Source organism: Euryhalocaulis caribicus (assembly GCF_000412185.1).
Taxonomy (GTDB): domain Bacteria; phylum Pseudomonadota; class Alphaproteobacteria; order Caulobacterales; family Maricaulaceae; genus Euryhalocaulis; species Euryhalocaulis caribicus.
This window is the reverse complement of record NZ_ASJA01000007.1, coordinates 143,265-155,932: the sequence shown is the minus strand read 5'-3', so window position 1 is coordinate 155,932 and position 12,668 is coordinate 143,265. Positions and strand designations below refer to the sequence as shown.

The following is a 12,668-nucleotide window of genomic DNA, read 5'->3' as shown; positions in this document are numbered from 1 at the left end:
GCGGGAATGCCGCTGGCAAGCACGACCATCGCGATGAGCGAGGCGAACGCCGCGCCGATGGCGTTCAGCGCGTTCAGGGCGCCGAACACGCGGCCGCGCCGGTCGTCCGGCGCTTCAAGCTGCAGCCGGGTCTGGAGCGGCACGACGAACAGGCCGCCAGTCACCGCCAGCCCGATCAGGGCCGCGACGACGCTGAGGCCGCCGGGCGTTGTGAATATCTGACCGTAAAGCGGCGGGCCGACGGCGAGCAGCGCGGTGACCACGGGCAGGGCAATCACCCCCGCCGCGCCAAAGAAGGTGGCGCGCAAAATCGGTTCCCCGCGATTGACGACATTGGCGAACAGCGCCCCGGCGGCGATGCCGATGGCGAAAAGAACCGCCAGCCAGGTGGCGCTGATTTCGTCCCCGCCCAGCGCGTCGCGCACGAAGAACGGCATGAGAATCAGCATCAGCGTGCCGAACGACCAGAACCACATGATTCCGATGGAAAGCCGGCGCAGGCGCGGTTCGCGCAGGATTTCGGAGATCAGGCGCCAGACGCCACGCGGCAGTATCAGGTCCGGCTTGCGCGCCGGATCCGCCGGTTTCTGACGGTCGATCAGACGCGCCGAAAGCCAGCCCGTCAGGGCGGCGGCGATGCCGGCGCCGGCGGCCAGAACGCCGCCCCTGTCGAGCGCGGCCAGCGATCCGCCCGCCGTGACGCCGGAGAGGATGGCGACATAGGTGGAGCCGCCCAGCATGGCGGTCCCGGCAGTGATGTCGGTGCGGTCGAGACGCTCTGTTATCAGGCCGAATTTCAGGGGCGCGAAGAAGGAGGATTGCGCGCCCATCAGGAACAGGGTTGCCAGCAGGATCGGGATGGAGCCGAGAAGGAAACCGGCCAGCGCGCCGGTCATCAGCGCGATTTCCAGCAGCTTCAGCCGTGTGAAGAGGGTGGCCTTGTCCAGCCGGTCGCAAAGATCGCCGGAAAAGGCGGAAAGGAAGAAGAAGGGCAGGATATAGAGGCCGCTGGCCGCGGCCGCCGCGGCGTCCGTCGAGGCGCTGGCGTTGGCGCGGAAAGCCAGGGTGATGATCAGCGCCTGCTTGAACAGATTGTCATTGAACGCGCCGAGGAATTGCGCGGCGAACAGCGGCGCGAAACGGCGCCGCGTCAGCAACCGCCAGGGTTGTATATAGGTATTCCCCATGTGCTGGCGCGCATGTTGGCCGGGGGGCGTTCAAAGCACAAGGGAGAGCTGTCAGGGCGAGGCGCGGAACCGGGCCGCGCGGTCCGGCGTTAGCGCTGCATGGCTGCGCGCGCATACTGGAAAGGACATCTTCGGCTTTCGCTTGTCTCGATCAAGGTCGAGCTGTTTTCGGCCGTCGCCCATGCGGACGAGATACGCCTGAACCAGATCCACAAACCCTCCGGCAAGCGCATCCGGTACGAGAAAGTCGTGCCCGGAATCGGACCTGTCGATACCGACGAGATCGTCAAGGGCTACAAAATCGGCAAGGACGAGTATGTCGTTCTGGAGCCGGAAGAGCTGGACGAGATCAAGCTGGAGAGCCGCGAGACGATCGACCTGGTCCAGTTCGTCGATCATTGCGAGATCGATCCCCGCTATTTCGAGAAGCCTTACTACGTGATCCCCGCGGATGAAGAAGTGGCGGCGGAGGGCTTTGCGGTGATCCGGGAAGCGCTGCGCGACACACAGAAAGTGGGTCTGGGGCAGATGGCCTCGCGCGGCCGCGACTATGTCGTGGCGATCAGGCCGTGCGGCGAGGGTCTGCTGCTGGAGACGCTGCGCTATGCCGACGAGGTGCGCGAGAGCGACAAGATTTTCGAGGCCGTGCCCGACATCAAGGTCGACAAGGAAATGAAGGAACTGGCGGAGGAGCTGATCAGCCGCAAGGCCAAACCCTTCAAGGCCGAAAATTTCCAGTCCGGCTATACCGAGGCGTTGCGCGATCTGATCGAGGAAAAGCGTAAATCCGGCGCTGTCTCGACGTCCGGCGGCAAGAAGGCGTCCAAGGACGACGGCAAGGTGGTGGACCTGAAGGAGGCGCTGAAGAAAAGCGTTTCCAAGGGCAAGTCCTCAAAGAGCGGCAGCGGGAAATCATCCAAACGGAAAACCGGGTAGGGCGCGAAAACCACGCGTTGCAGCAGTCAGCCGGAACCCGCAGGGCCTGACCGGATTTTATATCGGCCCGCCGGTTATTGCCTGAGGTCTGACAAGACAGATGCCCGCCATTTCCGCCGAGGATCGCGCCCGGCGCTTCGGCCTGCGATACACGATGCCTGACGATCTGCCGCTCAACCGCCGCCGGCGCGGACGCGGCTATCAATATCTGGATGCCGCCGGCACCCCGGTCGAGAGCGACGCGGTCAAGTCGCGTCTGAAAGATCTGCGCGTGCCCCCGGCCTGGACCGAGGTAAAGCTGGCGCGCGATCCGCTGAGCCATATCCAGGCGGTAGGGCGGGACGCGAAGGGACGGCTGCAATATGTCTATCACGATTTGTGGAGCCAGAGCGCCGACCTTGAGAAGGCCATGCGGCTGAAAATGCTGGGCCGCGCGCTGGGCGGATTGCGGGAGAGCGTCGAGGCGCAACTTCGGCGGCGAACCGTGGACCGCGACTTTGCCATGGCTTGCGCCATCGCGCTTCTGGACCGTGCGGCCCTGCGCGTCGGCTATGAGGAATATTGCCGCGACACCGGAGGTCGGGGCGCGATGACGCTCCAGCGCCGGCACGTTCGCATTTCAGACGGCGCCGTCAGGCTTTCCTTCTATGGCAAGAGCAGCAAGCGCATCCAGCGCACGCTGGACGATCCGCCGCTGGCGTCCGCCCTTAGCCGTCTGCGGGAAGCGCGGGGGGCGAACCTGTTCTGCTGGGCGAAAGACGGCGAGTCCTGCCTGAACGCCGAAGACGTGAACGACTATCTGCACCGCGAGGCCGGAGACGCTGTCAGCGCCAAGGATTTCCGCACCTTCCGCGCCAGCGCGCTGGTCCTGGACGCCATGCGGGAGGAAGCGCCGCCCACCGACAAGGCGCTGCGCGGCGCAATCAAGACGGCCGCGGAATTCCTGGCCAATACGCCCGCCGTCTGCCGGTCCAATTATGTGCATCCGCTGGTGCAAACCGCCTGTCAGGACGGACTGCCTACCCGCAAGGACCTGTTCACCGGCCCGGTGCGTGAGGGGCTGACAAGGCCGGAAACCGCCCTGATGCGCTTACTGGACGATTGCTGATCTTAATCCGGTCAAACCAGGAAGCGATCCAGACCTCCATAGGTCCGTGTCACGGCCCCGCGGCGGAAGCTAAGCGCGATCAGAACCAGTCCTGCGACAATGCCCGCGATTGTCTGAACGGACGGAACGCCTAGAATCAAAGGCGTCAGAATGAGCGCCACGCCCAGACCAGCGTTCATAAAGCGGACGGGACGGGCGGACTCGGCCAACGCAATAATACTGGCCGTAATCACCAGAGAACCAATCAGGTGATCAGCGTTGGCCATCATTCCTTCCGCGCCAAGCGTCAGACGGGTGAACATCAGCCACAGCCCGATCAGAAGCGAAAGAACCAGATTCCAGGGCAGACCGACGCCGCCAGACCACATGTCCTTCATCAGCGTAACAGGGCCTCGGTCGAAATTGTCTGTTTCCTGTGCATCGCCGTCATCCGTATCGCCGACGAAAAAGATGCGCAGCAGCGGGCGGCCCTTGCGAACCCGGCGGACAAGGAATTGCGTGGTGGCGATCAATTCATCGAGCGAATAGGGGATCTGGATCAGCATCGCCGCCGCCCCGATCAGGCAGAGCGTGCACCATGTTCCAATGACGATGGGCTGGATGATGATGAAGGTGATGGAGACAACGCCCAGAGGCACGATCATGAAACCGAACGCCATGACCAGCCACGGCATGGTTCGCCACCGGCGGTTCGTTCCCATGATGCCGGTGATGATTTCCAGCATATACACAAGCGCGCCCACGCCCGCATCGGGAACCGGCCAGGCTTCCGACACGGACGATGTCGTGATTTCTTCCGATCCGTTTTTGGGATCAGCGGCGGCGCCGGCGAAGAACGGCTCCCAGATTTCTTCGATATGGCCAAGCTGATAGGCGGTCAGATGGCGTGAAATCATCAGGCCGACCAGCGCCAGAAGGATAATCGGCAGGCGCTGCATCCATGTGGACGGACAGAACTCCCATCCAGGCGGTATATCCGGGCCTGTCTCCGCCGCTGCGGGCGAGACACCGGGCACAGGGCGCGTGCAGATCGAAAGCCCTATAATCAATGCGCCTACAAGCGTCTCGTTCAGATAGGCCTGAGCCGTCGGCGCCCAGAAAATCAGCGGCGCCCAGAGCAGCCAGAAGCCCGCCGCGGCCGTAACCCAGCGCGCGATCTCGAACCTTTGCGAGGTCGCGAGCAGGGAAAAGATCATCACGACCGCGCCCGCCGCCGCGTCGCTCCACGCCAGCGCCGCCGATTCATAGCCAAGCGTTGGCGGCGAGGTGATGAGCCATGCGCCTAGCGCGGCATTAAGCAGGTGGGCCCAGCGGAATCGCTCATGTTCCGCTTTACGCCGTTCGTGATAGCGGCGGCGCGGCGCCTCGGCGTCCTCGGCCTGTTCGTCCATCGCGTCCAGCCAGTCCGGGGTCTGGATGCCGTTCGCCTTGTACCACCCCGCCGGATCCGCCTTCAGTGCGTCAATCATGGCGGGCAATTCATCACGGATATCGTGCTGCGGCCGCCACCCCAGAAGTCTCTCGGCCTTGGATATATCCAGCGCATAATGGTCATCGGCCATGTCGATCATGAAAGGCCGGATGAATGGTTTCTCGCCCTGGTCGATGGCGTCCGGAATGACCGGTTCGGATTTTTCCTGCGCCCATGCGCCCGCCTTCGCGGCGGTTTGAGGAATGGACAGCGTTTCCCACTCATCCTGGCCGTGGATCAGGCAGCCAATCTCGTCCTGTAACGCTTGATAGGCCACGCCTTCCGGCTCTCCCGCCAGGATGATGCATTCCTCCGGCATGTCGCCACGCCGATCCACGCCGCGGCGGAACAAGTCAATCAAGTCATCCTTGTGTATGAAAGACTGCCCGGCGGACCGGTCGCCTGAAAAGACATGACTTTTCAGGTCCCTCTCATAAATGCGGGCAATCTGGTGAGAGAGCGTCGGCACGGCGGTCTTCTCATCATAGAGGCCGGCCAAGTGGAAAAAGGTGACGGGGATATCGCCGCGCGTCTCCCGGATCGCGTCTTCCGTTTCGGCCTTGGAAACCGGGTAGGTCCATTGCGGGTCCAGAGGCGTCTCTTCGTCGATGCGCTTACCCGGATCGGTCGCGGCGTGGACCAGCATCGTGCCGGAATAGAGAACGCGTTCGACCTCGAAATCCTGAAGGGCGCGCATGAGATTCCGCGAGCCCTGGACATTCACCTTGTCGTAAAGCGGGTTGTCTTCGCCGGTGAAGTCGAAATAGGCAGCGAGGTGGATGAAAGCAGCAATCTTCCCGCCAAATTCTTTGCGGATCTTTTCAAGCGCCGCCCGGACGGATTCAAAATCGCCGATATCGGATTCGATGCAGCGGCCACGGGCCTGACCGCAGACCAGATCCAGCCCGACGACCCGATAGTCGTCTTCAAGCGCCTCGCCGACCGCCGATCCGATATCGCCGGCCGCGCCCGTAATCAGCACGACCGGCTTTCTGTCCTGTTCCGACATAGCCTCAAGCCGTTACATCAAGTCCTGAATGCAACGGGATATGGCGGACTGTGTTCCGGACAGCCTGCGGCCGGTTCATACGGCGCGCCAGGCAGAAACTGGAACAATTCAATATTCAATACGGTCTCGGGATAACCACTCAGGGCTGTTTGTCCCTGGCCCGCCGCGGAACAGGCGCCAGCATCGAAACCCGTTTTCTGTAGTTCCGGTAGGAGTCGCCGAACATCCGGATAAGGTCCCGTTCCTCGAGCTGGATTGCGATGAGCGTGTATAACGTCGTGGCGCCGGCAAACAGGAGATGGCCGAAAGTCATCACCGGGGTCGCCCAGAATGCGATTATGAACCCGAGATAGATCGGGTGCCGGACAAGGCCATAGAGAAACGGCGTCTTGAAAACGGGGTCGGGAAAGGGCCGCGCGCGGAAATTCAGCCAGACCTGGCGCAGGCCGAAGAGCTCGGCATGGCTAATCAGGAAAGTCGAGACCAGGACCAGCAACCATCCCGCCCAGAACAGAAGCTGCATGGCGAGAATGCCTGCCGGATGATCGATTGCCCAGACGGTCGAGAGCATGGGCCGCCACTGCCAGAACAAAAGGATCAGCGCAAAGTTGGCAAACAAGACGAAAGTGGAGCGTTCGATCGCGCCGGGTACGATGCGCGTCCACCAGCGTTTGAAAAATGGCCGCGCCATCAGGCTGTGCTGGACGGCGAATACGCCCAGAAGGACGAGATTGATCGCCAGGGCCGCCTGCCAACCGGCGTCTGGCCCGATATCTATGCTTCGCGGCACATAAAGATTGCCGACAAATCCGATCGCATAGAGGAACGTCCCCAGAAAAATTGCGTAGCACAGCAATCCATAGATAAGCGCCAGTAATCGCATCAGGTTTTTCCCTATGCTCAGTATGATATGTTCGCGTTTCTATACCGAGGCTAGAGAGCGGCCGGACAGGAGTCCTGAAAGAACACTGAAAAATGGCCCGATCCGCATGGCAGGGGACATATAGTTTCGACGGATTCACGCTGGATGGCCGAAGCGCGCAGCTATCATACCAAGGTCGGCACATTCCGTTGCGTCCCAAGGCCTATGAATTTCTTCTATTGCTGCTGCATGGACGCGGAAGATTGTTCAGCAAGGAAGAATTGCTGGAAACCCTGTGGCCGGACACCATCGCCTCGGAAGATTCTCTGGCGCAACTGGCGCGTTCCGCCCGGTCTGCGCTTGGCCAGACGGGACAGGATGCGATCGTAAACATCCCCCGGCGCGGTTACCGATTTGATCTGCCAGTGGAAGCGAAAATGCCAGAGCAGGCGGCCCCGCGCCCTGAGGTGCATTACGCTATGAGCGGTGACATCCATATTGCCTATCAGGTCGTAGGCGAGGGGCCGATCGACCTGATTTACGCGCCGGGCTGGGTGAGCCATCTCGAGTATGGCTGGGAGTCGCCGCTTGTCGCCCAATTCCTACGCGGTCTGGCGAGCTTTTCCCGGCTGATCCTTTTCGACAAGCGCGGCACGGGTCTGTCCGATCGGGCGTATGGCCTGCCAACCATCGAGCAACGCATGGACGATGTGCGAGCGGTGCTGGATGACGCCGGATCCCGACGGGCGGTGGTTTTTGGCATGTCCGAAGCCGGCGGATTGGCAATCAGTTTCGCCGCTCAATATCCTGAGCGTGTTTCGGCGCTTGTTCTGTATGGCGCCTTTGCGCGCCGCGTCCGGTCAGCCACCTACCCATGGGCGCCCACAGCAAAAGAGCGGCAGAAATTTTACGATGAAATCGAACGCGGGTGGGGCGGCCCGATTGCAATTAATGAAATCGCCCCGAGCCTGGCAGGAGACACAGCATTCCGAAACTGGTGGGCAGCCTATCAGCGCCGCAGCGCCAGCCCCGCCGACGCCCTGGCTCTGGCCCGAATGAACACTGGTGTTGACGTGATCGCTCAGCTGCCCGCGATCAAGGCCCCAACGCTGGTTCTGCATCGCAAGAAAGATGAGCATGTCCATGTTGAAGAGGCCCGGCTGATGGCCAGACGGATTCCGAGCGCCATGCTCCGGGAACTGTCGGGCGCGGATCACTTGATTTACGCGGGAAATCAGGGCGCCATCATTGAAGCGACAAGAGAATTTGCCCTGCGGCATGGCGCGGAAGATTGCACTGGATAAAGCACCGCCGTTGAGGACCGAGCGAAATGGCCGCTAGGCACGATAAAAGTGCGAATTATTCCATCGTTATCGCGCCAGGACTAACGGGCGCCAGAACATGCTGGAGCGCTTGCTGGCGCGACCGGCCACACGGCGTTTTATGATTATGACAAGCCACGATTGATCATCCCCTGATGACCGCCAAAGCTACGGCGAGCAGTTTGAACCGTGGCTACAGTCCGTGCCCATCTAACGGCTCTGTTTCCGCTACTCTTTCCATGCCTGCGATGAGAGGGCGGCCTTTCGTAATTGCCTTTTGCACGGATGGCGTGGACAGCGACGCCTTATGCGCCGCAGCATCGGTCCAAACCTCTGTGATCCAGATCGTGTCCGGTTCATTTGGATCAAGCGCAACGACGTATGAGAGGTTGCCAGGCATTTCCCGAAGGCCTTCCAGGAGAATCGTGGATAGTTCGCCACGCTTGCCTGGCACCGCCTTCATTTTCCCGGTCAGACCGTACATTTTCGACTGCCCCTCTCCGTGTGCGAGTGGCGTGCATGCCGCTGCTCCAACCGCCCCGGCCAGGGCGAAAATGAAGCTCCGTCGATCCACCATCATTACTGCACTTTGCCTAAGCGAGCAGTCCACTTCAACTCGGACGCGGAAACCTCTTTGAAACACCAGCACGCTTCAATCGGGCATGGCCGCAAAACAATTGCCGGCTCGCAACTCCGCGAAGCCAAGACCCTCTTCGCGCTCTTGGGGTGTGGCGGAGGAGGAGGGATTCGAACCCCCGGGACGCGCAAACGCCCAACGGTTTTCAAGACCGCCGCTTTTGACCACTCAGCCACTCCTCCGGCGGGAGAGGGAATAGAGACTTCGCGGCGGGGGCGCAATTTGCCGGACTGAAAATCATCTGCGGCGGCCTGTTGCGGTTAAGAGAGACTTTACGCTGTGCCTTTAATGCCGGTGTGATAGATTTACTGGCGAATGAGGAAGGGCTCCGCCTTGAAGCTTCTGCACGGTCTCGCCGCTGTGGCGCTGTTGGTTGCTGCGTGTTCTTCCGGTCCCGAAAAGACCGTCGCGCGCGTTGACACCACCCCGTCGGACGCCTACACGGCGGGCGGGAAGCTGTCCTCCAAGCCGCAAGTCATCAATTCCCAGAAAGTCGGCCGCCCCTACAAAATCGAGGGGCGCTGGTATGTTCCTGCGCGGCAGGACAATTACAACCAGATCGGAACGGCGTCCTGGTACGGCCCGAACTTCCATGGCCGCCCGACCGCCAATGGCGAGATTTTTGACCAGAATTCGCTGAGCGCGGCGCATCCGACGCTGCCGCTGCCCAGCTATGTGAAGGTCACCAATCTGGATAACGGGCGTCAGGCCGTGGTGCGCGTGAACGATCGCGGACCCTTTGCGCGCGACCGGATACTGGACCTTTCCAAGCGATCCGCGGAGGAGCTGGGCTTTATCAATCAGGGGACAGCCCGCGTCCGGGTCGAGTATCTGGGGCCGAAATCTCATGAGCTGGGCAAGCCGTGGCTTTACACCGCGGCTCTGGAAAACCGTTCCGGCGTGGTCGGAACGCAAGCGGACGCCACGCAACGCAGCGTCAATCTGAACCCGTCCTCCTTCTTCGTGCAGGCCGCGGCGTTCGCCGAAACCCGGCGGGCTGAAAAGGCGCGGCGGTCACTGGCCCAGGTCGGACCGGCCAATATAGAGTCTGTGAACATTGCCGGACGGAAGCTGCACCGTGTCCTGGTCGGGCCGTTCATAGGCTCCGACGAGGCGGAAGAGGCGCGCTGGGCCGTGGCGCGGGCGGGATTTTCCGACGCCCGCATTGTAAGGCGCAATTGAACTTTTCCTCCATCGCGGCTTTCCTTGCGCAATCCCGGCATGATTGATTCACGCCGGGCGCCATGACCGCCGCGATTTCAAGGAGAGCGTCTTGCGAGTTCTACTGACAGCCTTGCTGGCCAGCCTGACCGCCGTATCCCCCGCCGCCGCGCAGGAATTCGAGACGCCGGCCGATTACGCCGCCATTCTGGATTCCGAAACGGGGACGGTTCTTTTCTGCAAGAATTGCAACGAGCCCATGGCCCCGGCCTCCATGAGCAAGATCATGACGATCGAGCTTGTGTTCGAGCGTCTGGCCTCCGGCGATTTGGCGCCTGACGAACAATTCACGATCACAGAGAATGCATGGCGCAAGGGCGGCGCGGCCTCCGGGTCCTCCACCATGTTCCTCGCGCCCAATTCGCAGGCCTCGGTGATCGACCTGGTGCACGGCGTCATCATCCAGTCGGGCAATGATGCGAGCATTGCGCTGGCCGAAGGGCTGGAAGGGTCGGAAGAGGCGTTTGCCGATGTGATGACCAAGCGCGCGCACGAGCTGGGGCTGGACAGCGCCACGTTCCGCAACGCGACCGGCTGGCCGGACCCCGAACACGAGATCAGCGCGCTGGATCTGGCCAAGCTGGCCAATCACCAGATCACGACCTATCCGGACCTCTACAAGATCTATGCGGACCGGGAGTTCACCTATAACGACGTGCGCCAGTTCAACCGCAATCCGCTCTTGAGCTCCTTCGACGGAGCCGATGGCCTGAAAACGGGCCATACGCAGGCGTCCGGCTATGGGCTGGTCGGGTCGGCCGTGCGCGACGGCGAGCGCCGGGTAATCGTCTTCAACGGACTGGATTCGGAATCGGCCCGGGCGCAGGAAGCCGAACGGATGATGCGGGCGGCCTTTGTCGACTTCAAAATCTTCGACCTGTACGAGGCCGGCGAGGAAGTGGGGCAGGGCGAAGTTTTCATGGGGCAGGCCGACAGCGTGACCTTGAAAACCGCAGAACCGGTGGCGATGGGGATGCACCGCCGCGCGCGCGACCAGATGAAAGCCTATATCACCTATGACGGCGCGATCCGCGCGCCGGTTGCGGAAGGCGACGAGGTGGCGCGTCTGGTTATCGAAGCGCCGGACGCCGCGCCCAGATCCTATCCTCTGGTCGCGGTTCACGCCGTCGAGCAGAAGGGCCTGTTCGGGCGCGCCATGACCGGTCTGGTGTCTCTCATCCGTGGCGATGAATAAGGCGCGCGGACGATTCATCACAGTTGAGGGCGGCGAGGGCGCCGGGAAGACGACGCAGATCCAGCTTCTGGCCGAGTGGCTGGAAGGCAAGGGACTGGAAGTTGTCCGCACGCGCGAACCGGGCGGAACGCGCGGCGCGGAGATAATCCGCGAACTTCTGCTGACCGGGGACGCCGATCGCTGGCCGCCCATGGCCGAGGCGCTTTTGATGACTGCCGCGCGCACCGATCATGTGAGCCGCGTCATCGAGCCGGCCTTGCGGGCCGGAAAATGGGTGGTTTGCGACCGGTTTTCCGATTCCACGCGCGCCTATCAGGGCGGCGCAGGGAATCTGGGGCGGGATGCGATGACGGATTTGCAGAAGATCGCGCTGGGCGATTTTCAGCCGGATCTGACCTTTATCCTGGATCTGGACGTAGCCGCAGGCGCAGCGCGCGTCGACGCCCGCGCAGACGGCAAGACGCGCTTTGACGCGCGGGACGCGAGCTTCCATCAGGCCGTCCGCGAGGCTTTTCTGGCGATCGCCAGAGAGGAGCCGGATCGCTGCGCGCTAATTGATGCGGGGCAACCCCTGGACGCTGTACAGCAGACCATCCGGCGAACGGCGGATAGCCGCTTGACGATCGGCTAGGGCGGGGCAAGCTTCAAAGCATCATGGATGACACGCTGGAACCCGACCGCGCGCCCGGATGCCGCCATCCGCGGGAGACCTATAGGCTGAGCGGCCATGAGAAGGCGGAGCAGGAAATCCTGACCGCGCTGCAATCGGGACGTATGCATCACGCTTGGCTGATTTCGGGACCGCGCGGCGTGGGCAAGGCCACGTTGGCCTATCGCTTTGCGCGGCGCGTCCTTGGCGGCGCGCCGGACAATTCGTATGGCGTTCTGGGCGTTTCGCCGGACGATCCCGTCAGTCATCGCATTGAGGCGCAGTCCCATAGCGGATTGCTGCCGCTTCGCCGGCCGCTGGATTCCTCGGGCAAGAAAGCCAAGACGGTGATCACGGTGGAGGAAGCCCGCCGGGCGCCGCGATTTTTCTCGCAATCGAGCGGGGAAGGGGGCTGGCGCGTGGTGATTGTCGACAGCGCCGATGAGTTACAGAACCCCGCCGCGTCCAATGCGCTTCTAAAAACGCTGGAGGAGCCGCCGAACCGGGGGCTGCTGTTGCTGGTCTCGCACGCGCCGGGGCGGTTACTGCCCACGATCCGGTCGCGCTGCCGCCGGCTGGAGCTGCGGGCGCTGCCCGATGACGGGGCTATCGAGGCGGCGCGCGGCCAGGTCGATATACCGGACAAGGATGCGGACCTGATCGCACGCATGGCTGCTGGCGCGCCCGGGCGCGCGGTTTCGCTCGCCGCGATGGACGCGACGCGTCTGCATGCCCAGCTCTCTGATATCTTCGCCGGACTGCCGCGGCTGGACGCGCAAAAGGCGCATGCACTTTCCGATACGCTGGCGGCAAAGAGCAAAGAGGAACAGCTGAAACTGTTTCACCGGCTGACGCGCAGCTTTGCCGAGGAACGGGCGCGCGCGGCGTCGGGCGTCAGCGGGGAAATCCTGTTTGAATCCGCATCCGCTGCGGGTCAGACGGCGGGGTGGCTGAATGCCTGGGAAAAGCTGGCGAAACAGCGGCGCGAGCAGGAATCACTCTATCTAGACCCGAAACAGAGCGTGATGAACGCGCTCTACACACTCAGAGACGCGGCGGCCGCCTGAAACC

The 12,668-nt window shown here is 62.3% G+C and carries 11 protein-coding genes and 1 tRNA gene; 7 read left to right on the top strand and 5 right to left on the bottom strand.

Translation table 11 applies throughout. The annotated features are described in order from the left end of the window. A partial coding sequence (locus L338_RS07885) for an MFS transporter (protein ID WP_051122734.1) occupies nt 1–1,187 on the bottom strand: 1,187 nt, incomplete at its 3' end. A 99-nt stretch (nt 1,188–1,286) separates the two neighbouring features. On the opposite strand from L338_RS07885, the gene ku reads away from it, so the two are divergent. Then, nucleotides 1,287–2,123: a non-homologous end joining protein Ku gene (ku, locus tag L338_RS07880; protein ID WP_022697827.1), complete on the top strand. Its 837-nt coding sequence runs from the start codon at nt 1,287–1,289 to the stop codon at nt 2,121–2,123. 100 nt (nt 2,124–2,223) lie between these two features. Beyond that, complete coding sequence (locus L338_RS07875) at nt 2,224–3,231, top strand: DNA topoisomerase IB (protein WP_051122733.1); 1,008 nt, start codon at nt 2,224–2,226, stop codon at nt 3,229–3,231. Between the two features lie 11 nt (nt 3,232–3,242). Here the strand turns inward: L338_RS07875 and L338_RS07870 are convergent, their stop codons facing one another. After that, entirely contained in the window at nt 3,243–5,711 is a 2,469-nt protein-coding gene (locus tag L338_RS07870) for a vitamin K epoxide reductase family protein (RefSeq protein ID WP_022697826.1), read from the bottom strand. A gap of 139 nt (nt 5,712–5,850) precedes the next feature. Then, the gene (mddA, locus tag L338_RS07865; RefSeq protein ID WP_027068383.1) at nt 5,851–6,597 is read right to left on the bottom strand and encodes a methanethiol S-methyltransferase; all 747 of its coding nucleotides are present in this window, start codon (nt 6,595–6,597) and stop codon (nt 5,851–5,853) included. An 89-nt stretch (nt 6,598–6,686) separates the two neighbouring features. Between mddA and L338_RS07860 the strand changes: the two genes are divergently transcribed. Beyond that, the gene (locus L338_RS07860; RefSeq protein WP_051122732.1) at nt 6,687–7,877 is read left to right on the top strand and encodes an alpha/beta hydrolase; all 1,191 of its coding nucleotides are present in this window, start codon (nt 6,687–6,689) and stop codon (nt 7,875–7,877) included. Between the two features lie 211 nt (nt 7,878–8,088). Here the strand turns inward: L338_RS07860 and L338_RS07855 are convergent, their stop codons facing one another. Then, nucleotides 8,089–8,379: a putative quinol monooxygenase gene (locus L338_RS07855; RefSeq protein WP_022697823.1), complete on the bottom strand. Its 291-nt coding sequence runs from the start codon at nt 8,377–8,379 to the stop codon at nt 8,089–8,091. A 245-nt stretch (nt 8,380–8,624) separates the two neighbouring features. Then, a tRNA-Ser gene (locus tag L338_RS07850) sits at nt 8,625–8,714 on the bottom strand. A gap of 151 nt (nt 8,715–8,865) precedes the next feature. Here L338_RS07850 and L338_RS07845 point away from each other — a divergent pair. The 4 genes from L338_RS07845 (at nt 8,866) to L338_RS07830 (ending at nt 12,664) form a co-directional block, all read left to right on the top strand. Then, nucleotides 8,866–9,714, top strand: coding sequence for a septal ring lytic transglycosylase RlpA family protein (locus L338_RS07845; protein ID WP_022697822.1), 849 nt, complete (start codon nt 8,866–8,868; stop codon nt 9,712–9,714). Between the two features lie 91 nt (nt 9,715–9,805). Beyond that, on the top strand, nt 9,806–10,948 hold the full coding sequence (locus L338_RS07840) for a D-alanyl-D-alanine carboxypeptidase family protein (RefSeq protein WP_051122738.1): 1,143 nt from the start codon (nt 9,806–9,808) through the stop codon (nt 10,946–10,948). Continuing rightward, entirely contained in the window at nt 10,941–11,579 is a 639-nt protein-coding gene (gene tmk, locus L338_RS07835) for a dTMP kinase (protein ID WP_022697820.1), read from the top strand. Before L338_RS07840 ends, tmk begins: the two co-directional genes overlap by 8 nt. A gap of 23 nt (nt 11,580–11,602) precedes the next feature. After that, nucleotides 11,603–12,664, top strand: coding sequence for a DNA polymerase III subunit delta' (locus L338_RS07830; protein WP_022697819.1), 1,062 nt, complete (start codon nt 11,603–11,605; stop codon nt 12,662–12,664). Nucleotides 12,665–12,668: the final 4 nt, after the last annotated feature.